The sequence below is a fragment of the Dapis hubbardiae BLCC-M172 genome, assembly GCF_050016015.1.
Classification (GTDB): Bacteria; Cyanobacteriota; Cyanobacteriia; order Cyanobacteriales; family Microcoleaceae; genus Trichodesmium.
On sequence record NZ_JBNHEQ010000302.1, the window covers coordinates 80,521 to 103,223 of the forward strand.

The 22,703-nt window shown below is 37.0% G+C and carries 27 protein-coding genes; 22 read left to right on the forward strand and 5 right to left on the reverse strand.

Features of this window, described 5'->3' with window-relative positions; genetic code table 11:
* Positions 1–454: 454 nt before the first annotated feature.
* Together ACP6PK_RS28620 and ACP6PK_RS28625 are read right to left on the reverse strand one after the other, a co-directional pair.
* Positions 455–1,555 carry a chemotaxis protein CheW gene (locus tag ACP6PK_RS28620; protein WP_426564787.1) on the reverse strand — a complete coding sequence of 367 codons (1,101 nt, stop codon included), beginning with the start codon at positions 1,553–1,555 and terminating at the stop codon, positions 455–457.
* A gap of 360 nt (positions 1,556–1,915) precedes the next feature.
* A complete protein-coding gene (locus ACP6PK_RS28625; protein ID WP_426564789.1) occupies positions 1,916–3,469 on the reverse strand; it encodes a CheR family methyltransferase in 1,554 nt (517 codons plus the stop codon).
* Between the two features lie 1,226 nt (positions 3,470–4,695).
* Between ACP6PK_RS28625 and ACP6PK_RS28630 the strand changes: the two genes are divergently transcribed.
* The gene (locus ACP6PK_RS28630; RefSeq protein WP_426564791.1) at positions 4,696–5,448 is read left to right on the forward strand and encodes a hypothetical protein; all 753 of its coding nucleotides are present in this window, start codon (positions 4,696–4,698) and stop codon (positions 5,446–5,448) included.
* A gap of 39 nt (positions 5,449–5,487) precedes the next feature.
* Positions 5,488–5,757: a hypothetical protein gene (locus tag ACP6PK_RS28635; RefSeq protein WP_426564793.1), complete on the forward strand. Its 270-nt coding sequence runs from the start codon at positions 5,488–5,490 to the stop codon at positions 5,755–5,757.
* A 213-nt stretch (positions 5,758–5,970) separates the two neighbouring features.
* Here the strand turns inward: ACP6PK_RS28635 and ACP6PK_RS28640 are convergent, their stop codons facing one another.
* From ACP6PK_RS28640 to ndhN, 3 genes are all read right to left on the reverse strand, one after another.
* Positions 5,971–7,743, reverse strand: a complete 1,773-nt coding sequence (locus tag ACP6PK_RS28640) for a R3H domain-containing nucleic acid-binding protein (RefSeq protein ID WP_426564795.1) — start codon at positions 7,741–7,743, stop codon at positions 5,971–5,973.
* A gap of 89 nt (positions 7,744–7,832) precedes the next feature.
* Entirely contained in the window at positions 7,833–9,071 is a 1,239-nt protein-coding gene (ldpA, locus tag ACP6PK_RS28645) for a circadian clock protein LdpA (RefSeq protein WP_426564797.1), read from the reverse strand.
* Positions 9,072–9,540: 469 nt separating this feature from the next.
* The gene (ndhN, locus tag ACP6PK_RS28650; RefSeq protein WP_426564799.1) at positions 9,541–10,017 is read right to left on the reverse strand and encodes an NAD(P)H-quinone oxidoreductase subunit N; all 477 of its coding nucleotides are present in this window, start codon (positions 10,015–10,017) and stop codon (positions 9,541–9,543) included.
* A 779-nt stretch (positions 10,018–10,796) separates the two neighbouring features.
* On the opposite strand from ndhN, the gene rplC reads away from it, so the two are divergent.
* The 20 genes from rplC to ACP6PK_RS28750 all read left to right on the forward strand — a co-directional run bounded on the left by rplC (position 10,797) and on the right by ACP6PK_RS28750 (position 22,603).
* A complete protein-coding gene (gene rplC / locus ACP6PK_RS28655; RefSeq protein ID WP_094676968.1) occupies positions 10,797–11,480 on the forward strand; it encodes a 50S ribosomal protein L3 in 684 nt (227 codons plus the stop codon).
* Between the two features lie 22 nt (positions 11,481–11,502).
* Positions 11,503–12,141, forward strand: coding sequence for a 50S ribosomal protein L4 (rplD, locus tag ACP6PK_RS28660; protein ID WP_426564801.1), 639 nt, complete (start codon positions 11,503–11,505; stop codon positions 12,139–12,141).
* The gene (locus ACP6PK_RS28665) at positions 12,131–12,436 is read left to right on the forward strand and encodes a 50S ribosomal protein L23 (protein WP_094676964.1); all 306 of its coding nucleotides are present in this window, start codon (positions 12,131–12,133) and stop codon (positions 12,434–12,436) included. The genes rplD and ACP6PK_RS28665 overlap by 11 nt, the downstream gene beginning before the upstream one ends.
* Positions 12,437–12,657: 221 nt before the next feature.
* Positions 12,658–13,521 (forward strand): 50S ribosomal protein L2, encoded by an 864-nt coding sequence (gene rplB, locus ACP6PK_RS28670; protein WP_094676962.1) that lies wholly within the window; start codon positions 12,658–12,660, stop codon positions 13,519–13,521.
* 82 nt (positions 13,522–13,603) lie between these two features.
* Positions 13,604–13,879 (forward strand): 30S ribosomal protein S19, encoded by a 276-nt coding sequence (gene rpsS / locus ACP6PK_RS28675; protein WP_094676960.1) that lies wholly within the window; start codon positions 13,604–13,606, stop codon positions 13,877–13,879.
* Between the two features lie 31 nt (positions 13,880–13,910).
* Entirely contained in the window at positions 13,911–14,267 is a 357-nt protein-coding gene (rplV, locus tag ACP6PK_RS28680; RefSeq protein WP_094676958.1) for a 50S ribosomal protein L22, read from the forward strand.
* Positions 14,268–14,320: 53 nt separating this feature from the next.
* Positions 14,321–15,049 (forward strand): 30S ribosomal protein S3, encoded by a 729-nt coding sequence (rpsC, locus tag ACP6PK_RS28685; protein WP_426564804.1) that lies wholly within the window; start codon positions 14,321–14,323, stop codon positions 15,047–15,049.
* Between the two features lie 204 nt (positions 15,050–15,253).
* On the forward strand, positions 15,254–15,676 hold the full coding sequence (gene rplP, locus ACP6PK_RS28690) for a 50S ribosomal protein L16 (RefSeq protein WP_094676954.1): 423 nt from the start codon (positions 15,254–15,256) through the stop codon (positions 15,674–15,676).
* A 3-nt stretch (positions 15,677–15,679) separates the two neighbouring features.
* Entirely contained in the window at positions 15,680–15,928 is a 249-nt protein-coding gene (rpmC, locus tag ACP6PK_RS28695; RefSeq protein WP_426564806.1) for a 50S ribosomal protein L29, read from the forward strand.
* A gap of 258 nt (positions 15,929–16,186) precedes the next feature.
* Positions 16,187–16,435: a 30S ribosomal protein S17 gene (rpsQ, locus tag ACP6PK_RS28700; protein ID WP_094672504.1), complete on the forward strand. Its 249-nt coding sequence runs from the start codon at positions 16,187–16,189 to the stop codon at positions 16,433–16,435.
* Between the two features lie 118 nt (positions 16,436–16,553).
* Entirely contained in the window at positions 16,554–16,922 is a 369-nt protein-coding gene (gene rplN, locus ACP6PK_RS28705; protein WP_426542634.1) for a 50S ribosomal protein L14, read from the forward strand.
* The gene (gene rplX / locus ACP6PK_RS28710; RefSeq protein ID WP_094672506.1) at positions 16,922–17,290 is read left to right on the forward strand and encodes a 50S ribosomal protein L24; all 369 of its coding nucleotides are present in this window, start codon (positions 16,922–16,924) and stop codon (positions 17,288–17,290) included. The genes rplN and rplX overlap by 1 nt, the downstream gene beginning before the upstream one ends.
* Before the next feature lie 34 nt (positions 17,291–17,324).
* Positions 17,325–17,870: a 50S ribosomal protein L5 gene (rplE, locus tag ACP6PK_RS28715; RefSeq protein WP_094672507.1), complete on the forward strand. Its 546-nt coding sequence runs from the start codon at positions 17,325–17,327 to the stop codon at positions 17,868–17,870.
* Positions 17,871–17,897: 27 nt separating this feature from the next.
* Positions 17,898–18,299: a 30S ribosomal protein S8 gene (rpsH, locus tag ACP6PK_RS28720; RefSeq protein WP_426564809.1), complete on the forward strand. Its 402-nt coding sequence runs from the start codon at positions 17,898–17,900 to the stop codon at positions 18,297–18,299.
* 130 nt (positions 18,300–18,429) lie between these two features.
* Positions 18,430–18,969, forward strand: a complete 540-nt coding sequence (gene rplF / locus ACP6PK_RS28725; protein ID WP_426564811.1) for a 50S ribosomal protein L6 — start codon at positions 18,430–18,432, stop codon at positions 18,967–18,969.
* Positions 18,970–18,972: 3 nt separating this feature from the next.
* Positions 18,973–19,335 (forward strand): 50S ribosomal protein L18, encoded by a 363-nt coding sequence (gene rplR / locus ACP6PK_RS28730; RefSeq protein ID WP_426564813.1) that lies wholly within the window; start codon positions 18,973–18,975, stop codon positions 19,333–19,335.
* Positions 19,336–19,386: 51 nt separating this feature from the next.
* Entirely contained in the window at positions 19,387–19,923 is a 537-nt protein-coding gene (rpsE, locus tag ACP6PK_RS28735; protein WP_426564815.1) for a 30S ribosomal protein S5, read from the forward strand.
* Between the two features lie 175 nt (positions 19,924–20,098).
* A complete protein-coding gene (gene rplO, locus ACP6PK_RS28740) occupies positions 20,099–20,590 on the forward strand; it encodes a 50S ribosomal protein L15 (RefSeq protein WP_426564817.1) in 492 nt (163 codons plus the stop codon).
* 73 nt (positions 20,591–20,663) lie between these two features.
* Positions 20,664–22,004 (forward strand): preprotein translocase subunit SecY, encoded by a 1,341-nt coding sequence (secY, locus tag ACP6PK_RS28745; RefSeq protein ID WP_426564819.1) that lies wholly within the window; start codon positions 20,664–20,666, stop codon positions 22,002–22,004.
* Entirely contained in the window at positions 22,004–22,603 is a 600-nt protein-coding gene (locus tag ACP6PK_RS28750) for an adenylate kinase (protein WP_426564821.1), read from the forward strand. Before secY ends, ACP6PK_RS28750 begins: the two co-directional genes overlap by 1 nt.
* The last annotated feature ends 100 nt before the right edge of the window (positions 22,604–22,703 follow it).

Here is a 22,703-nt window from a genome sequence, read left to right on the forward strand (position 1 = left end):
AAGCGTAATAAATGTTTATTACAAATATTAGAAACAAGGAAGAGGGAAGAATTCATTAATTGATAATTGATAATGGATAATTACCTCTGGTTAAAACCATACGGGAATTGAAGATAAGGAAATATCCTAGCACTTTCTTCGGGTGCATCTCAATTTTGAAGAAAGCCAAAAGTTTATCGCTTTTAGGGAACAGGGAATAGGGAATAGGAAAAAGGTGTTGCACAATTAGGAATGATGAAGTCTGAAATTAGATATTTTTAGATAATTCTTTTCTTCATGTCTGTACAGTTTAAAACCTATTATCATTCTTTAATGTGCAACCCCAGGAAAAAAGTATTTTTGCAAATATGAGACGCACCCCTTTCTTCTTTCTTCTTCCTTACATTCTCACTTGCAATACCGATGCTATCGGACATAATATCATTTCTGATAACTGATAACTGAAATGACTCAGCTAAACTTCTTGTTCCACAATTAAACCTTTATGTGTAATAATTTTCTGAAAATTTATAATACTCATCATCTTTTCTCGATAAATAGCAGTTCCTAATAAATATTCATTATGAGCTTGAGAATGATTAATCGCAGTAGGAATTGACTTAATTTCTAAAGGATTAAGATACATAACATCAAACACTTCATCTACCCTAATCCCAGCTACTAAATCATCTACCTCAAATATTAGAGCTTTATTTTTATTACTTTCTGTTGCCTGTATCGGCATATTTAAAACATCTCTAATATCCAGCAAAGTGACAATTTCACCTCGTAAATTAATATTACCAAAAATATGTTCAGGAGTACAAGGAATAGGAGTAACTTTGTGAATATCAGTAAACTCTCGTACTACTGATAAATTCATGGCAAAATATTCTTCATTTAAACCAATCACCGCTAGTGGAATTAAGTTACTAACATCTTGACTTTGAGTTTCTAATCTCAAATTTTTGGCTCTGTCTTGGAAAATAGCTCTTTCTTGTGATGTAGCATTGGGGCAAAAGATTAATTTTGAATATTCTTGATGTTCAGCTTTTTCTAAGGAATTTTCTTTAACTAAAGCACCTATATTTTCCCGTTCATTTATAGAAAAATCAGCTACTTCTTCCATATATCTAATAAGATTATTACTAGATAATAAAGTAATTAATTTTTCTTCCAACTTAGCCAAACCTGTAACTAAATGTAATTTATTATTTCTATCATTTCCCCCCTCGGATAATTCTCCTTGACTATATATTTCTGTTGTTATTTCTGTTGCTGGAATATCTTTAACTTCGTAAACTTGATTGACAATAATACCAATAGTAGATTGCTGCGACTCTATCACAACCAGACTATCTGTCAAAAAATATTCTTGCTGCTGATACCCCAGACGAAGATTTAGATCCATTACAGGCAATACATCTCCCCTAAGATTAATCACACCAATAATAGGGTCTGGCATTTCCGCAATTGTCGTTACTTCTGGCAGTAAAAATATTTCTCTAACCGACAGTGCTTCTACTCCATAAAAACAGTTATTATGTAAAAATATCAGATATGATTTATTTTCCATATTCGTTTTTTATTAACTTTATAGACTAAGCATAAACCGGGTTATACCAAATTGATAAATCTTCGCTACAAATATTTAGGTTAGTGTTTAGGAGTCAGGAGTCGTAGGCGCGATTTCCGTGCCGGAATGCTCCTAATTAGGCGTTTGCGTAGGATTCCGGAGGAAATCGCCCGTACAGGAGTCAGAATGAATAAATTCGAGACTATTTTTTATCCTGAAATTGTCTTTTTTCTCAAATAAACATTTACCGTAAAAACTTTTAATAGTTGTTATTATGCGTAACATTATTTTTTCAAAATGGTATTAATCGGAGGAAATTTTATAATCAAAATAATCATAGCAATAAACCCTATTTTTTATTTAATAACCCCCTTGTAAATACTCGACCAATTGAGAAACTTTGATTCCTCCTTTATACTCTACAATATCATCAGCAGGTAACTTTTTCAGCATTTCTAAAGCTATATTTTTCATCTTTCTTGCCCGGATAATATTTTTTTCTACTGCATATAGTGAACCAAGTTCTATATAAGCAGGTATCTCTTGTGGGAAAAGATAAATTATTCGCTTTAAAAGAATTTTTGCTCCTTCTATATCTCCTTGTTCTTCTGCTATATTAACCAACAAATAATAAGGCTCCACTGAAGAACCATTTATTTCTATTGCTTGATTACAATAAAAAGTAGCACGCTTATACTTACCTAAATTTGCATACAACTCAGCAAGTAACTTATATGCCCTAAAATTTTTGGGATTTAGACTCAGAAAATATTCTGCTTTTTTAATAGCATCATTATAAGCCTTAGCAGCAAATAATCCTGCTGCTTCTAACAACAAATCCTCTGATTGACTGGGTTGCAAATTACTATTTATTTGAGTGATTTTCCCAGCTATTTTATCTTTTTTATTTTGATTAATTTTATTGTTTAAATTAAATAATATTTGTTTTTTAGCATCATAGCCAATACCAGATTTAGTAAATTTTTTGCTAGATATTGAATTAGTCAATGAAGATGGCAAACTTTTATTTATAGGTATCGTCTTTTCTGCAAGTATCGGCAAACTATCAGCTAAGTAATTTTCATCTTGCTTGTCTTTATCACGTTGATAAACCAAAGATTCTGGGAAAACTTTAACCTTAAATTTACCAAGTGTTTGACCATATAACTCCGCATGAGCAGTTATCAAATACCCTCCCTTTAGGAGAGAATTATAAAATTTTTTAATCACTAATGAAATCTGCTTTTCTTCAAAGTAGACCAAAACATTCCGACATAAAATTAAATCATTATTACTGGGAAAATCATCTATAACTAAATTTATATTGCTAAAATTGACCATATTTTTAACTTCTTCGTCGAGATGCCATTCCTCCTTAAATTCAGAAAAATACTTGTTTTTTATTCGCTCATCTAGTAAACGAAACGACCAATAACTATAAATACCTTCCTTAGCTTTCGTCAGTGCTACTTCATTAATATCTGTTCCTAAAATTAAAATATCCCATTCTTGCCAGTCAGGAATTAATTCTTGAATCATAATTGCCAAAGAGTAAGGTTCTTCACCTGTAGAACAACCTGCACTCCAAATCTTGATTTTTTTTTCGTTAGATGCTATTTTAGATTTAATAATTTCTGGCAGAATGACATTTTTGAGTAATGCCAACTGTCCCTGGTCTCGAAAGAAATAAGTTTCAGTTACAGTTAACAATATTATGAATTTTTCCCATTCATTTTTGCTTGTTTTATTTTGACTTTCTAAAAGTTTATAATATTGTTCTGGAGAAGATAATTTTAGTAATTTGATGCGCAAAAATATTTTATTACACAAACTGTCATAATCTTGCTCTCGAATATGTAGACCTGTATAATCAGCAATTAATTGAATAAACTTTTGTAATAGAATAGGATTCATTATTTTTCGGTTAGGAGTCAGGAGTCAGGAGTCAGTAGTCAGGAGTTAGGAGGGAAGAGGAAAAAGTTTTAAAGTATCAGGAACAGCTAGTTTTTTGATTGCTAATTATCCTGACATGATATTAACAGTAGTATAGCAAAATTTGTAGGGTGCGTTAATAAAATATAATGTACCCTACTAGACTCTACCTCCGTTCGAGCAAACATAATATTAATATCTAATCTCAAACCATTTTTGAGCATTAATAAAACGAATCAAATGTTTAACACTTAGGAATTACAGCCATTATTGACATTGTTGAAATTCTAATTTTTCGCGTTTGAGATGATAGTAAACCTAAAATACCACTGTCAATAAAACTATCATTATTCGCTATATAATTTGTGCCCTGATGGTCGACAACTATCCATAGTTTGTTTGAATATTTCTAAGTTTTTTTCGTCTGATTTGTAATTCGGTTTCTGTGACTTTTTCTTCTATTTTTTTTTTAAGCATTCATTGCTGGTTGATTCAGATGTATTTGTTCTTCTATCGTGCGTCCTTGATGTTTTAAATAGGGAGCAAAAAAACTAGAATTTTCTGTGTAATTAGACATAATTTTATTCTGGTTTTTTTCTCTGTCAATTTCACTATAGCACTATTTCAATTATCAGGTCTTGTAGGGTGTGTTAGCGGAGCGTAACGCACCGTAAAACTTAGGATAATTTGATAATTAGTAATAATAACGACTACTATAATTACTGTTAACTTTAGGGTGGGTTTTCCCCAACTTTTTTTATGGAAATTTTTGATAATAATTTTATATGATGGAATTTTGTTTAAGGTAATACTTTCTGATTTATAGGAAAACTAAATTTTTAATATAGATAAGATTATGATCCCTCAAATGCAAAATATTATCCCTGCACTGATTGGCTTTGTTTTAGGATTAATAGTTTTAGTGTATTTTATTCATAAGGAAAATCCCTTGAGCATTATAGTTTTAGTGTATTTTATGCTCAAAGAAAAACCCTTTGGCATCATAATTTCCAGTATCTCTTTTATATTGTTACCGTTTATTTTTGAAATCATATCAGTAAATGTTATAGCGCTACGCGCTAGGGAATAGGGAATAGGGAATAGGGAATAGTAGACTAATAAAGGGTTTTAGGATTTAGAAATGTCCTAACCTTAATGCGTAGCGCTATAATAATATAAACAGCTTTCTTGAAACATATAAGAATATATTGAATTTTCCATTAGTAACTATTTTAGCAACGACAGCAAGTATATTTCTAGGTAATACTTTGATTAGGTATTTCACTGATAGAAAAGAAAAAACAGAATTTGCTGTACTATTTATTAATGCGATAGAGTCTCATATCAGTGATTTATCCAAAATTAATTCGAGTATCTTAGAAATAAGAAAACGCATAATAATAATAAGACATATATCGGGTGAAGAAGATGTTGAAATTTATAAGGGTGGAGAAGATTGTAAAATTTATAAATTAAGTCTAATTGAGAATAAAAGTTATGATACTGCTTTTGACAAAATAGGTATCTTCAATGAAAGTGAAATTGATTTAGCATCACTTTACAATAAATATCTAAAAGAATCTCTATACTTGATAGATATTTTCTGTAGGCAGTATTTTACTAAAATTCAAATAGTTATACCTATTACACAAATTTTAGGATGCTTATGTATCTATCAGTTATCTTTGAACTATTCACGACAATATTCTGCTAAATATAGAGAAAATTTTTTAGAAGAATGTAGCTATATATTGACACTGTTTGTGGAGACGAATTTATTTCCTAATTACTCTTATTATACAGAATCCTCTATCATAAGTAGAAATATGTCTGATTCTTTAATTGAGGTATTAAAATACATAAGAGAAAAGTACAGAAAAATTGATAAAGCTAAAGACACTAATAACCGACAACCAGTTTACTTATTTAGAGCCTTAATTAACAATATCAGTTCACGATAAATACAAATAGGTAGTGGATATGATGATAAACAGACTTCGATGATGATGGATATTATTTTAGCTCAAGAAACTTTTATAAAATTCACATCGGAAATACCTGATGCCACTTTAATCAATAATATGAAAACCGCTCTAAAAAGTTACATAACAAAAAAAATCGAGAAGGTGGAGGAAATTTCTGAAAAAAAGATAACCTTCAATGAAGATATTGATAAATTTATTGCAGAAAAATGTGAATATGAATTATACATTATTTCACCTTGGGGAAAAGATATTGATTCAGTTAAAATGAAATTTAGTCAGATTTGAAAGAGAATTGAGAAATAGCGGTGCATTACATTTCATTTTCATATCGCAAAGCATAACGCACCATAAAATTTAGGATAAACGGTGCGTTACATTTCATTAACGCACCCTACCAAACTCACTGTGAGATTGCTTCGCTGCCACTCGCAATGACAGTTTCAAAATCCTCACTTCCCACACCTCCCACACTCCCCACCCTCCCCACACTCTCTTCAACTACGCTGGATAAATACGCAAACGTCGGTTAGGTTCATCCCCAAAACTAGCAGACTTCAAACGATAATGCTCAACCAACTCATGCTGCATCTTACGCACCTTCGGAGACCGTGGCAAAAGTTCAACAGGTTGCCCCTTCGGAATCACAATTTGCTCCACCGCCAACCGTGTTTCCTCCAACGCCTCCATCTCATCCTCAGAAGCAGAAGCAGCAAACAAATTCAAATCAGCAAACTCAGGAGTAGCAGGATCATCCATATCCAATAACCGTCGCAACGCCTTAGCAATTTGAGGCAAACCGCTATTCTTAATCACATGAATAGGTACATGACGAGTCTTAGCTGCATGACGTAACTTAGACTGTTTCCGCGTGTGCGATCGCAAAGCCAAAACCACATCCGCACTATCAATATCCTTAGTCAAAACCACAGGCAAACCCAAAGTAGTAATCACCTGTTCCATTTGATGACGTGGAATAGCATAAGGATAAATATGCAGAGGCAAATCTTCACCATTCGGACCCGTATTTTTAGCCTCCCAACGTCCTCCCATACCATGAGAAAACATTTCTTGCCCAGATAAAGATTCATCCAACAACTGTTCAAAAGACTTTGCTTCCGAAAACTCAGTTGGTTGACTAATTTTACCTGTATTCGACAACGGCATCATATAACCAGAATCACGAAAACTACCACCCGATTTCAACATCTCCCCCGACTGTCGGACTAATCCCCCTACATTATGATTAACACCCGCACCCAATCCAGTGGGAGTATTAAACTCTCGTTTAATCTGCACCTCACCAGTATCATCCATCGTCCTCACCTGTGGATTAGGTTTTTGCCCCCGCAGCAAAGCATCAACAGTATTAGCCACCTGCTCGTGAACCACCCAACGATGCCTTTCCAACATCTCCACAGCAATTTCAAAAGTTGGGGGAGCCTTACGTTCCAAAACAGTCTTTTGAGAACCCCGTCGTCGTGCCTCATCATCACCCAAAGTTACAGCCTGAATACCCCCGATCAAATCCGATAAAGTTGGATTTTTCACCAAATTTTCAATCTCATTTCCATGAGCAGTACCCACCAACTGCACCCCACGTTCTGCAATCGTTCTCGCTGCCAAAGCTTCCAGTTCCGTGCCAATCTCATCAATCACAATCACCTCTGGCGTATGATTTTCCACCGCCTCAATCATTACACGATGCTGTTCTTCAGGAGTAGCAACCTGCATCCGACGGGCACGACCAATAGCAGGGTGAGGAATATCTCCATCTCCAGCAATTTCATTAGAAGTATCGATAATTACGACCCGTTTTCCTAAATCATCAGCAAGCACCCGTGCAATTTCTCGTAGTGCCGTTGTTTTTCCCACACCGGGGCGACCAAGCATCAAAATTGACCTTCCCGTTTCCACCAATTCACGAATCATAGCAATTGTGCCAAATACTGCCCGCCCCACCCGACAAGTCAAACCAATAACTTCTCCAGTGCGGTTGCGCATCGCACTAATTCGGTGTAGCGTCTGCTCAATACCTGCTCGATTATCACTACTAAAACTACCAATTCGTTCTATAGAATAACTCAAGTCTTTTCTCGAAATAGGAATTTCACCCAAATATTCTGCGTGGGATGGAAAACGAGCTTCTGGGAGACGACCCAGATCCATCACAATTTCAATCAGATGATTTCGCTCTTGATGCTGCTGTAAAGGCCGTCTGATTTGATCCGGCACAATTTCTAATAATCTATAAAGGTCGTCTGTAATGTGCATTCTTTGTTTAAAGTTACTTTATCTACATGGGTGATAAAAGAGATGAATGAGAGGCAAAAACTGAAACCTTGGTTTATGAGAGCTTCACATTAATTCAAACTCTTGCCTATCTCCAATCTTTTAATTTGCGAAACTAGAGAACTAGCTAAACTGACAGCTTCCGAAAGAATTTCCGGTACAGTTTCTAGCTTTGTTAGTTGAGAGTTGTTACTCTGGTGTTGATTAACGTCTTTTGTATTGACGCCAGTTTGATTGCAGGCAAATTCAATTGCCTGTAGTTGTGATTTGTGCATTGTTTCTAACTTTTCCAAAATTGGTGACAACAGAACACGGGCGTAGCTACCATAAGCTACACCAGCAACAAATTTATTTTCTGAAATGGGAGTAGTTAAATTATTGATGGGTTCTTTGTCTTGTTCCTGGCTCTTATTTGCCAGCAAACCCGCAGCCATTAGCTTGACTATGGTAGAATTATTTGTACCACCTGCTAGTTGTACATACCCTGGTAATCCTGCATCTAGCACCTTTTGACTCAATTTAATTGTAGCTGCGGTAGTACCTGCCCCAATGTCTCCACTCATTGGCCTACCATCAGTTTGCCAAATTAGAGTACAGGGAAGAGGAGAAATCATTTCATACAAACTGTATAAATATTCTATTAGCCCTTCCCCATCCGGGCAACTAATTGCTATTAGTTTTAATTGACTTACCCAGGGCTTTATATTTTTCCAGAGTCGCTGAAAATCAGTTTCTCTTCCCACTTGCGTATGAATTTCTATGGCATCTACACCAGTCTGCAATACTAATGATGCAATAGAACTAGGAGTAGATACATAAGAGCGAGCCTGTATTAATTGGTTAGGACACACAGACAAACACCTGCCACAACCGTAGCAAAGTTCATCTATCACTCCTGAATAGTCAGGTATTACACCATCTCTATTGTCAGAAAAAACTATAGCATCTGCCGGACATACTTTCTCACAAGGTCGCCAACAGTCTGTGGGGCAAATGGTGGGGTCAAACTCAGCTTTGCGAAAATGAGGATCTTCTCCATCATTGATGCTGACCATTATCAATGGCCTTCCTTGGTAGCCAAATCTCCGATTATTGGCCAAGGTCTTAAGCCTAGATGCAACTTCCACAGCCTCTTTCGCCGCAGCGATCGCCGCTTGGTCTGCAGCCACATCAATACAATCTGCACCTGCCAAAGTATAAGCTAATGTTAAATTTCTCACCGTTGGCAGGTGTTGAAAGCTGGCCCCACAGATTAATTTAAACCAGTGGCCCTCTTTAAGGGAATTTAAAGGATAGTAGCGTTCTCTCACGCTTATATGTTAGCTTTTAGCTCAAAAAAATCCGAGGTACAAAGGTGAAGTACCCCAACAAAGATTTATTATAGTTGAGGTTTTGTCTTTCACCCACTAATGCTTCACTAGACAAATTATGGATTAGACTTAATCTGCTATCTATGCTATCTATTAGTTCTTACCTATAGAATCCATTTAGAATCAATGGCGATTAAATCTTTGAGGAAGGGAGCAGGAAGTGGCATAGAAGTAATACAGGAAAAATGCTCCCCCACTCCCCCACTCCCTCACTCCCTCACTCGCTTACCGAAATAATTAATAATTAAACAATTAAATAATTAGACCATTCAGGTTTAAAGCCTCCCCTTTCAAGGGGAAAAAAATAAATCTTTTCTGCCTTTGTTTCAATCCTCTCCCTAAAAGGGAGAGGTAATTATCAATTATCAATTATCAATTATCAATTATCAATTAATGAATCCCCTACTTCCTAAGCAGGCACCAAAGTATCTTGAAGTGGTGTCCACCTAAAGAAGCGATCGCCACCCATTTCCACGATGACCTTTACTCGTGGTTCCAACTTAGGTAGGCCAGTTAAATACTCAATTTCTTGACTAGATAAAATCTGACCTTCTATAATCCACAGAATCAAACCCTTAGCCTTGGCTGGTAAATGTTCCAATTTATAACTGACAATTGGTGGTACATAGTAGACATAGCCAACCGCTGCACCATTACCTACAGTTTTCTTACCTAAGTGAGGAGGTCTAACTCCATGTACCCCTGTGAGATACATGGCCAAATCACCTAATCCTCTAGCAGTAATATTGTGAGTTACATAGCCAGAAGCTCTTAAACGACGTTGATAACGCCCTTCAAATCCTCCTTCCAAAGGAACATAAACGGCCAAAGATCCAGACTTCTCTAAATCCCGAATTATTCCTCGACCAGTTGTAATCAATGCCATGCTTAATTTTGTCCCTAAATTCTTAGATCCTAGCTGATTATACTTGGTCTACATTATAGTTACTTCAAGCAAAGATACTTGTGTTCCTAGCAACTTCAAAAAAAAATTGTTTCAACCTCTAGACAAGTATTAGTAAATAATATACAATAATATATTGTCGCCGAAAAAAGGTTTGTTTGGCCTTAAAGGCATTAACTACCTATTTTTATCTAAGCTAAGAGTAAAGTAAGGATAAGACTAATCCATACTTAACTTATAGGATGAAGTAGGAATTATTTGTTAGTGGCTGTTAACAAATAATAAAACGGATACTGAGTGGCAAGCTACTCAAGTCCTGGCGAATATACAGTCATAACTAGATAAATTAAAGACAACAAAGTTAAAAAAAATAATATCGTCTTCAACAGGCGATAAGCTTTTTTACTGCTAAGTATTAGTTCCTGAATTTATCTGAATTAAATATGGTGTCAAAAAAGTAGTGCAGATATATTGCCTGCAAATACGAGACCTAATTGAGATGCAATTCTCTATAAATAGTCTATATTAAAACATCTAGATTCAGGACTTACACACCTAAATAAGAAATCAGGTTTATTACCCTGATTATTATTTTTAAAATCACGAAATGTCATTGATATATCTGGTTTTTGCGTAAGTCCTACAGATTAATAGTATGATTTACGACTTGGAAATAGATATGTCATTAGAATAATAAAAATGGCGATTTATTTCCATTAATATAATGTTGTAGTGCATAAAAAAAATAAAGGAGAGCGACAGTGGTAGTTGGTATCCTTGGCACAAAACTAGGCATGACACAAGTGTTTGAAGCTGAAACTGGAAAAGCAATTCCTGTAACAGTAGTTCAAGCCGGACCATGTGTAGTTACCCAAATCAAAACTGAACAAACAGATGGTTATACTGCAGTTCAAATTGGATATGGTGAAGCCAAAAATAAAACCCGTAAACTAAATACAAAAGAACCAAAAGAAGTTAATAAGTATTTAACCAATGCTCAACAAGGTCATTTGGTTAAATCAGGTGGTACTCCTTTACGTCATCTACGAGAATACAGAGTAGATAATACAGGTAACTTTGAATTAGGTCAACAAATAAAAGTCGATCTATTTGAAGCAGGTCAACTGGTTGACGTTTGTGGAAAAAGTATCGGTAAAGGCTTTGCTGGTTATCAAAAACGTCATAACTTTAGACGTGGACCAATGGCTCACGGTTCTAAAAACCACCGTTTACCAGGTTCCACAGGTCCGGGAACAACTCCAGGACGTGTTTATCCAGGTAAGAAAATGGCAGGGCAGTTAGGAAACGTGCGAGTCACTACTAGAAAACTAAAAGTAGCGAGAATAGATACTGAACGTAACTTATTGCTAATTAAAGGAAGTATTCCTGGAAAACCAGGCGCATTAATTAGTATTGCTCCAGCAAACATAGTAGGTCAAAAATAGAGAAAATTTTTGAGAAAAAAAGATGGTTGATTGTGTCATAAAAAACTGGCAAGGTGAAGAAACTGGGCAAGCAACTCTCAACTTACGAGTAGCGAAAGAAGAAAGTGCCGCTCATGTTGTTCACAGATCCCTAAGACTACAAATGGCAAATAACCGCCAGGGAACAGCTAGCACCAAAACCAGATCCGAAGTTAGAGGTGGTGGTCGTAAACCTTGGCGACAAAAAGGAACAGGTAGAGCAAGAGCAGGTTCGATCCGTTCACCCCTATGGCGTGGTGGTGGTGTAATTTTTGGTCCTAAACCAAGAGACTATTCCCACAAAATGAACCGTAAGGAAAAAAGGCTAGCACTTAGCACTGCTTTCCAAAGTCGCTCAGAAGACTTAATAGTTATAGAAGAGTTTGCCGAACAATTCCCTAAACCAAAAACAAAAGAATTGGTAGAAGCGATCGCTCGTTGGGGAGTAGATACAGAATCAAAAGTTCTCTTAGTCTTACCAGAAAAGCAAGAAAACGTATATTTGTCAGGTCGCAACGTTGCCAAGCTGAAAATAACTCTAGCTAACAACTTGAATATTTACGATATTCTAGAAGCGGACAAAATTATAGCAACTGCAACAGCAATTGCCAAAATTCAGGAGGTCTACGGAGATGAAACTTGATTCACGAGACTTAGTAGATATAATTAAAGCCCCAATTATTACAGAAAAAGCTACTAGGTTAATGGAACTAAATCAATATACATTTGATGTAGATCCAAGGGCAACAAAGCCAATGATAAAAGAAGTAATTGAGCAACTATTTGAGGTAAAAGTAACAGGTATCAATACCCTAAACTTACCAAGAAAAAAACGCAGAGTAGGCAAATTCATGGGTTTTAAACCTCAATATAAAAGAGCTATTGTCACTCTAGAAGATGGGGAACCAATTAGGAAAATCCTGTTCCCAGACCTATAACGAAGTCAGAAGTCAGAAGTCAGAAATTGTTTTGGTTCCGGGGATTTCAAAAGTTAAATTCTTACTTTAGTTCCGCGCGATTAAACTAGAAAAAATATTTAACTGATAACTGGTAACTGATTAAAATGCGAGGTTTTGGCTCTGATTATTTTGATCAAAAATATTTGAGCAATTTAAAGCAATTAATCTGTAAAATATATTGGCATAGAGCAGCATAAATTATGGGTATTCGTTCCTACAGACCCTATACACCAAGTACCCGAGAACATAGTGTTTCCGACTTCGCGGAAGTAACTCGCTCGAAACCAGAAAAGTCTCTGGTTAAATTCAAACATAGAAAAAAGGGTCGTAATAATCGTGGTGTAATCACCTGTCGTCACCGAGGCGGAGGTAGTAAAAAACTATATCGTATTATCGACTTCCATCGTAACAAACATAATATTCCAGCTAAAGTAGCAGCAATTGAATACGATCCTAACCGGAACGCCAGAATAGCACTTCTACATTATCAAGATGGAGAAAAACGCTATATCCTACATCCCGTGGGATTAAAAGTTGGAGCAATAGTTACCTCTGGAGTCAATGCTCCCCTTGAAATTGGTAACGCTTTACCTCTAAGTCAAATTCCTTTGGGTACAGATGTTCATAACATAGAACTCGTTCCTGGGAAAGGAGGACAAATGGCGCGTTCTGCTGGTGCTGTAGCTCAAGTAGTAGCGAAAGAAGGTGAGTATGTAACAGTCAAACTTCCCTCTGGCGAACGGCGTAAAATTAGAGCAAGCTGCTACGCAACTTTAGGCCAAATAGGTAACATTGAGCATAGAAATATTAGTCTAGGTAAAGCAGGCCGTAATCGCTGGAAAGGCAAGAGACCAACCGTTAGAGGTAGTGTGATGAACCCAGTCGATCACCCTCATGGTGGTGGTGAAGGTAGGGCACCAGTTGGTAGAAGTGGACCTGTTACTCCTTGGGGTAAACCAGCATTAGGTCTGAAAACCCGGAAGAAGAAAAAACAGAGTGATGCTTTAATCGTACAACGTCGGCGTAAATCCTCGAAACGAGGCAAAGGTGGTCGTCAAAGCTAGAACTGAGAAGCATTCAGCTCTTAGCATTCAGCAATCAGCAGGATCATTTTTTAATTGTATCAAATAAACCATAAATTCAATTATGTCTCGTTCATTAAAAAAAGGACCATTCATTGCAGATAGTCTCTTGAAGAAAATAGAAGCTTTAAATGCTAAAAATGAAAAACAGGTAGTTAAAACTTGGTCAAGAGCTTCAACAATTATTCCTGATATGGTTGGTCATACTATCGCCGTACATAACGGACGTCAGCACGTTCCCGTTTTTGTCTCCGATCAGATGGTAGGTCACAAATTAGGTGAATTTGCACCGACTAGAACATATCGGGGTCACGGTTCAGATAGAAAGTCAAAAAGATAAATAACTTAGAATTGATTAAGTGGAGATAGGTATGCCTATAGATACCAGTACAGAAGTAAAAGCAATAGCTCGTTATATCCGAATGTCTCCGTTTAAAGTACGGCGAGTCCTTGACCAAATTCGTGGCATTTCTTACCGGGAAGCATTAATTATCCTGGAATTTATGCCATACCGAGCTTGTGGTCCGATTCGGAAAGTATTACGTTCAGCAGCAGCAAACGCGGAGAATAACAACGGAATAGATCCAGAAACCTTAGTTATATCCAAGGCTTTCGCAGATCAAGGCCCTTGTTTACCACGTTATCGACCCCGCGCTCAAGGTCGTGCTTACAAAATTCGTAAACCTACTTGTCACATTACAGTGGCAGTTGCCTCTTTAGTTGATTAAGTAAGCTGAGGAATTTGTCAACTTAGATAAAAACACTATATAAAGAGTAAGTAATGGGACAAAAAATACATCCAACTGGTTTTAGACTAGGTATTACCCAAGAGCATCGTTCCCGTTGGTACGCTGACGCTAAGAACTACCCAGAATTGTTGGAAGAAGACTACAAAATTCGTCAATATGTGAAAGCAACTCTTGCTAATGCAGGGATTTCTCAAATCAGAATTGAGAGAAAAGCAGAGCAGATAGACTTAGAAGTTAACACCGCTAGACCTGGTGTGGTAGTTGGTAGAGGTGGTGCAGGAATTGATTCTTTGAGGGTAGGGTTACAAAAACTTTTGGGTAGCAACCGTCAAATTAGAATCAATGTTGTTGAAGTTGCCAAAGTAGACACTGATGCTATGCTCATTGGTGAATACATTGCTCAACAACTAGAGAAAAGGGTATCTTTTCGCCGAGTTGTACGTCAAGCTATAACTAGAGCGCAAAAAGCTGGTGTAGAAGGTATTAAGGTACAAGTAAGTGGCAGGGTTAACGGAGCAGAAATTGCTCGTACTGAGGTAACAAGAGAAGGTAGTGTACCCTTACATACTTTGAGAGCTGATATTGATTATGCCTATTGTACTGCTAAGACAATTTACGGTATTCTTGGTATTAAAATTTGGATTTTCAAAGGAGAAATAATTCCTGGTCAGGAAGAAGTTGCTAGTGCTCAAGAAAGGCAACCAAAACGTAGACAACAAAAACGTCGTCAGCAATATGAAGACAGGTCTAACGAAGGGTAAATTTCAAGAAAGTCAAAATTCAAAAGTCAAAAATGATTATCGACGAATAATCAATTGGTATTCAAGTAAAAAAGTAGCTTGAAAATAGCATCAAATGTCTAGACTTTAATGGTTTAAACTTTTTTTTGAAATTATTGACCTTTGTGATTACTGCTATAACAAACTTTCTAGGAAAATACCAAATCAAGAACAAAATAGTAGACTATGTTAAGTCCTAAAAGAACGAAATTCCGCAAACAGCAACGCGGACGAATGAGAGGTAATGCCAATAGTGGCAATACTATTTCCTTCGGACAATATGCACTCCAAGCATTAGAACCTTCTTGGATTACTTCCCGTCAAATAGAAGCCGCTCGTCGTGCTATGACTCGTTACATTCGTAGGGGTGGAAAAATCTGGATTCGTGTGTTTCCAGATAAACCAGTTACAATGAGAGCAGCAGAAACTCGTATGGGATCTGGTAAAGGTGCCCCTGAATATTGGGTGGCAGTGGTTAAACCAGGTCGTATTATGTTTGAGTTGGGCGGAGTTGCAGAAGATATAGCTCGTGAAGCTATGCGTTTGGCATCATTTAAGTTGCCAATTAAGACAAAGTTTATTGTACGCGAGGAGCCTAAGGAGGATTAATTTATGCCTTTCCCGAAAATATCAGAAGTGAGGGAATTGAGTGATGAAGAACTAGCTGCTGAAATAGTGAAAGTTAAGCGAGACTTGTTCGATTTACGCATCCTCAAAGGTACAGGAAGAATGGAAAAACCACACCTGTTCAAGCATAACCGCCATCGACTGGCTCAGTTATTAACAATAGAAAAAGAACGGGAATTAGCTAAAGTGGTAGAAACTTCTACTGCCGTTGAAACAGAAGAAACCCCTGAATAAAAATCAACAATTAATTAAGTGTTATAGTTAGTAAAATCTTTATTGTTAACACTTTATTTATAAGAATTTTATTTATAGGTTAAATAATTAAAAAAGTGGTTAAGTGGTTAGCACTTACAATTCATTTAGATTATTATTTTAACCTGCGATAAGGGGAATTTTAAAACATCCTCAACCATCTTTTTAACCCGTAACTACTAAAAGCTGAAAGCTGAAAGCTAGTACAAGAACACTTTTAATTCATAAAGAAGGAAAATTATGGCAGCTAAAGAAAGAGTGGGTGTAGTTGTCAGCAACAAAATGCAAAAAACAATAGTGGTAGCAGTAGAAAACCGCTCCGCTCACCCTAGATACGGTAAAACAGTCGTTAAAACTAAAAGATATAAAGTTCACGACGAGGAAAATAAATGTAACGAAGGCGATCGCGTTAGGATTACAGAAACTCGCCCTCTGAGTCGTACTAAACGTTGGGAACTTGCTGAAATAATTAATTCTAAGATTAGTTAATGGTTGGTTTTATTAATCCGAGTAAAACTATTCAAAGTTAACAAAAATCAAATCCTAACTAAACTTAAGAAATAAAATTGGTTTGGCATAAACATCTAGAAATTTCAGAAAAACCACCATGATTCAACAAGAAAGTGTATTAAATGTCGCTGATAATAGCGGTGCCCGCAAAATAATGTGTATCCGTGTAATCGGTGGTGGAAATCGTCGCTATGCACGCATAGGTGATGTAATTATAGGTGTCGTTAAAGACGCATCTCCTAATATGGCTGTGAAAAAGTCAGATGTAGTTAGAGCTGTTGTTGTTAGAACTAAAAAAGGTCTGCGTCGAGATAGTGGTATGAGCATTAGGTTTGATGATAACGCAGCAGTTATCATTAACCAAGATGGAAATCCACGGGGAACTCGCGTATTTGGTCCAGTAGCTCGTGAATTACGAGACAAAAATTTTACTAAAATTGTATCCCTAGCACCGGAGGTACTGTAATGTCTAGAAAGAAAAAACCCTTGATGACTGCCAGGGGAAAACCTGTACGCTATAAAATTCACGTTAAAAAAGGTGACACAGTTCAAGTAATTGCTGGAAAAGATAAAGGTAAGGTAGGTGAAATCCTCCAAGTATTACCAAAAATCAGCAAAGTGGTAGTTAAAGATGTTAACGTCAAAACAAAGCACGTTAAACCTCAGCAAGAAGGAGAATCGGGTAAAATTGTTACTGTTGAAGCTCCCATTCATAGTTCTAACGTGATGCTTTATTCTACTAAAGAAAAAGTAGCTAGTCGTATTTGTTATACATTTACAGAAGATGGTCGCAAAGTACGAAAGCTCAAAAAAACAGGAGAAATTATTGATTAAACTCCAGTAAATTCTTCAACTAATAAGCAAAACTATGGCAGAAAGACTAAAGAAATATTACCATGAAAAAATTGTTCCTAAAATGATGGAGCAATTTAAGTATAAAAATATTCACCAAGTACCAAAGCTGGTGAAAATAACAATTAATCGTGGTTTAGGGGAAGCATCCCAAAATGCCAAAGCCTTAGATTCATCTGTCAAGGAAATGGCTACAATTACAGGTCAAAAACCAGTAGTAACTAGGGCAAAGAAAGCGATCGCTGGCTTTAAAATTCGTGAAGGAATGCCAGTAGGAGTTATGGTTACTCTACGTTCTGGAAGAATGTATGAATTTTTAGATAGACTAATTAATTTAGCATTACCTAGAATTAGAGATTTTCGAGGCATAAATCCTAAGAGCTTTGATGGTCGAGGCAATTATAGTTTAGGCGTCAAAGAACAACTGATTTTTCCAGAGATAGAATATGACAAGATCGATCAAATTCGAGGAATGGACATTTCAATTATTACCACAGCTAATAGTGATGAAGAAGGCCGTGCCCTACTTAAAGAAATGGGAATGCCCTTCCAGAGTAATTAACTAAAGAGTTAAAGAAAAGGGGAAAAAATGGCGGCTAACGACACAATATCAGATATGTTGACGCGAATTCGCAACTCCTGCATGGCGCAACATACAACAACAAAAGTTCCAGCAACAAAGATGACTCGCAGTATTGCTAAAGTCTTGAAAGAAGAAGGCTTTATTGGTGAGTTTGAACAGGAAGGGGAAGGTATTCAGAAATACTTAGTTATTTCTTTAAAATACAAAGGCAAAAATCGCCAACCCATCATTAGATACTTGAAGCGAGTTAGTAAACCAGGACTACGGGTTTATAAAAATCGCAAAGAATTGCCACGGGTTTTAGGTGGAATAGGAATAGCTATTATTTCTACATCTAGTGGAATTATGACTGATAGAGAAGCTAGAAAAAGAGGTGTCGGCGGAGAAGTTCTTTGCTATGTTTGGTAGTATAGCTATCAGCTATCAGCTCCAAACTATACACTTTTTTGTAATGCTATATAACCAAAATAAATAGTATAGATAGCTATTGATCGAGCAAAACAAAAAACAGCTAGCAACTTAAATATAAGAACAAGTTATGTCACGAATTGGTAAACTTCCAATCCCAATACCTAAAAAAGTGACCATTACCATTGAGGGTCAAAAAGTGACAGTCAAAGGTCCTAAAGGTGAACTTTCTAGGGTATTGCCACCTGAGATAGGAGTGGAACAACAAGAAGAGACTATTATTGTTAAACCACAAGAAGAGTCTCGCCGGGCTCGTCAGAGATATGGTCTTTGTCGCAGCCTTGTTGCCAATATGGTCGAAGGTGTATCTAAAGGATACGAAAAGCGACTATTGATTCAAGGTGTAGGTTATCGTGCCCAAGTTCAAGGCAAGACTTTGGTATTAAACGTGGGTTACAGTAAACCAGTTGAAATGCCTTCTCCTGAAGGTATTAATATAGCAGTAGAAAATAATACCAACGTAATTATTAATGGTATTAATAAAGAATTGGTGGGAAATACCGCAGCACGAATTCGTGCTGTGCGTCCACCAGAAGTATATAAGGGTAAAGGCATTCGTTATGCCGGAGAAATGATTAAACTCAAAGCGGGTAAGTCAGGTAAAAAATAAACAATGAAATACACTCGTCAAGATTCAATCAGAAAGCGACATCGCCGAGTCCGGAAAAAGGTATCTGGAACACCAGAACGTCCAAGGTTATCAGTATTTCGCTCAAATATGCATATCTATGCACAAATAATTGATGATACTACACAGCATACTTTGGTGGCGGCCTCAACTGTAGAAGCAGAAGTAAAATCAAATGTTAAATCTGGTGCTAACTGTGATGCTTCTACAGAAGTAGGAAAATTAATTGCCAAGCGATCGCTAGAAAAAGGAATAGAAAAAGTAGTTTTTGACCGTGGTGGAAATCTTTATCATGGTCGTGTCAAAGCCTTGGCTGATGCAGCTCGTGAAGCTGGGTTAGACTTCTAAGTAATTACAAGTCACAGAAATAAACAATGAACTTGACAAAAGGTAAGAACTATGGCAGAGCAGCAACAACAACGTCGGAAAAAAAGCAGCCGTACAAAAGAGAAAGAAAGTGAATGGCAAGAAAGAGTTGTCCAAATTCGCCGAGTCACCAAAGTTGTAAAAGGTGGTAAGAATCTGAGCTTCCGGGCTATTGTCGTAGTCGGCAATGAACGTGGTCAAGTAGGCGTAGGAGTGGGTAAGGCCGCAGATGTTATCGGTGCTGTAAAGAAAGGAGTGGCTGATGGTAAAAAACATATCATAGAAGTTCCACTCACCAAATCTAATTCTATTCCTCACCCAGTAAATGGTATTGGTGGAGGAGCCAAAGTAATGATGCGGCCAGCAGCACCAGGTACAGGAGTTATTGCGGGGGGAGCTGTTAGAACAGTTCTGGAACTAGCAGGTGTTCAGAATATATTAGCCAAACAGTTAGGCTCTAATAATCCATTAAATAATGCCAGAGCTGCTGTTAACGCTTTAGATGGCTTGAGGACATTAGCAGATGTAGCTCAAGAGCGAGATGTACCTATAGAAAATTTATATGTTTAGTCCCAAACTAGACTAATGGGAAATTGGATAATTAATGCCTACAGGACTTACGCACTCAAACAAGAAACCGGGTTTATTGCCCCGACCTTGTTTTTAATACCATTTCGCCGATAAACCCGGTTTCTGCTTCGGGAGGATGTCAAGGTAAATTAACAGCTAATAAAGATTAATAAATATGCGATTAAAAGATGCAATTCCAAAAAAAGGTTCCCAACAGCGCGGTCGTAGAGTAGGCCGGGGAATCTCCGCAGGCCAAGGTGCAAGCTGCGGTAAAGGGATGCGGGGTCAAAAATCTCGGTCTGGTCGCAGCACCAGACCAGGATTTGAAGGTGGCCAAAATCCCTTATATCGTCGCTTGCCAAAATTAAAAGGTTTTCCGATGGTAAATCGGAAAAAATACACGATTATAAATGTGAGTAAGTTAGCATCATTGCCAGCTAACACAGAGGTAACTCTTGCTTCCCTAATGGAAGTTGGAATTATTACCAGCGACGATGGTCCACTTAAAGTTCTGGGAGATGGAGAGTTGAACGTCGCACTCAAAGTTCATGCAGCAGCTTTTACAGCTTCAGCTAGAACAAAAATAGAAGCAGCAGGTGGCAGTTGCCAAGAAATTGGCTCTAAAACTGTCTCTAATGAAGACTCAACACACGGACAAGAGAACTAACATATCTGAAAGCGGAGGATTCTGCCCAACTTTGCTAAAATCAAAAATATAAAAAACAAAATCTCAAATAGATATGGACATTAGTAGAGACAAGGCACCAACTGCTCAAGAGACATTCTTGCAGATGGCCCAAGCTGCCGGGTTGCGAGGGCGAATTCTCGTAACAATAGGTTTACTCCTGTTGGTGCGCTTAGGTGTTTACCTACCAGTACCAGGGATAGATAGAGAAGCTTTTAAAGAAACAATTGGAAATCAGGCTTTAACTGGATTCCTCGACCTTTTTTCTGGTGGTGGTTTTTCCGCATTAGGTATTTTTGCATTAGGAATCATACCCTATATTAACGCATCAATTATTATTCAATTGATGACCGCAGCTCTACCAAGTTTGGAAAACTTGCAGAAAAATGAAGGTGAGGCAGGACGCCGCAAGATTTCTCAAATTACTCGTTATGTGGCGTTGGGTTGGTCAGTTTTACAAAGCTTTGGTTTAGCAATATTTCTGAATAACTCATCTGGAGAGATTAATGGAGAATTTGTAACTGTAGCAATTAATCCAGGAGCTATATTTATTGCTAAAACTATTTTGGCAATTACAGCAGGTTCAATGTTTGTGATGTGGATATCAGAATTAATCACAGAAAGAGGTATTGGAAATGGCGCATCCTTACTTATTTTTGTGAACATCGTTGCTGTACTTCCTCAGTCATTAGGGGACACGATTAAATTGTTTGAAGGAGGAGACCGGGCGATCGTTGGCCGGGCAATTATTTTGTTGCTGGTGTTCCTAGTAATGATTGTTGGTATTGTATTTGTGCAAGAAGGAAGTCGCAGAATTCCTATACTTTCAGCTCGTCGTCAAGTAGGTAGAAAACTATATCGGGAAACAAAAAGCTATCTACCTTTACGATTGAATCAAGGTGGAGTAATGCCCATCATCTTTGCCTCAGCAGTTCTGATATTACCTGTATCCTTAGCTCAGTTTGCCAATAGCCCTATTATATCTCAGATTGCTACTGCGATAAGTCCTAGTGGTCCTACTCCTTGGCTGTATGCTTTATTTTACTTCGTTTTGATTTTATTCTTCAGTTATTTCTACGCATCCCTAATTATGAACCCAATTGATATGTCGCAGAATCTGAAGAAAATGGGGGCAAGTATTCCAGGTATTCGTCCAGGTAAAACTACTAGCGAGTATATAGAGAAAGTTTTGAATCGCTTGACTTTCCTGGGAGCTATTTTCCTAGGTTTAGTAGCAATAGTTCCGACTGCGGTAGAAAGTGCCACCCGTGTACCTACATTTAGAGGATTAGGAGCTACTTCTCTATTAATTCTAGTAGGTGTAGCAATAGATACAGCCAAACAAATTCAAACTTATGTTATCTCCCAAAGATACGAAGGAATGGTGAAGCAATAGTGGTAAAACTGGTTTTTTTGGGTCCGCCGGGAGCAGGGAAAGGAACACAAGCTTCTCTAATAGCAGAGTTTTACCACGTTCCTCATATTTCTACGGGTGATATTTTGCGCTCTAATGTAGCAGAAGAATCTCCTTTGGGTATTCAAGCCAAAGAATATATGGATAAAGGCGATCTAGTTCCTGACGAACTTATCCTTGATATGGTTCAAAAAAGATTGGAAAACCCTGATGCTCAGAATGGTTGGATTCTAGATGGCTTTCCCCGGACTGTAACTCAGGCAGAGGAGTTTGTCAAAAAACTTTTGTCTACAAGTACAAATGAAAATGAGACTGACACAGGAAAAGCTAAAATTAGTAATTCTTTTCAAGTCATTAATTTACAAGTGCCGGATGATATTTTAGTAGCTCGTTTGTTATCAAGGGGTCGTCAAGATGATAATGAAGAAACTATTAAAAATCGTTTACAAGTTTATTATCAACAAACAGAACCTTTGATTGAGTTTTATGAAGCAAGTCAACAGTTAATTACTGTAGATGGAAATCATGCCATTGATGCTGTGACTGATTCTCTGAAACAAGCGGTTGATCAACTAAGCTGAAGTAACTTGGAATCAGATTTTGAAGGTGAAAAATTTAAACTTTTTATACCTAAAATTAGATTTTTGAAGTTACATAAGCCAGCTAAATATTTGTAGAGAT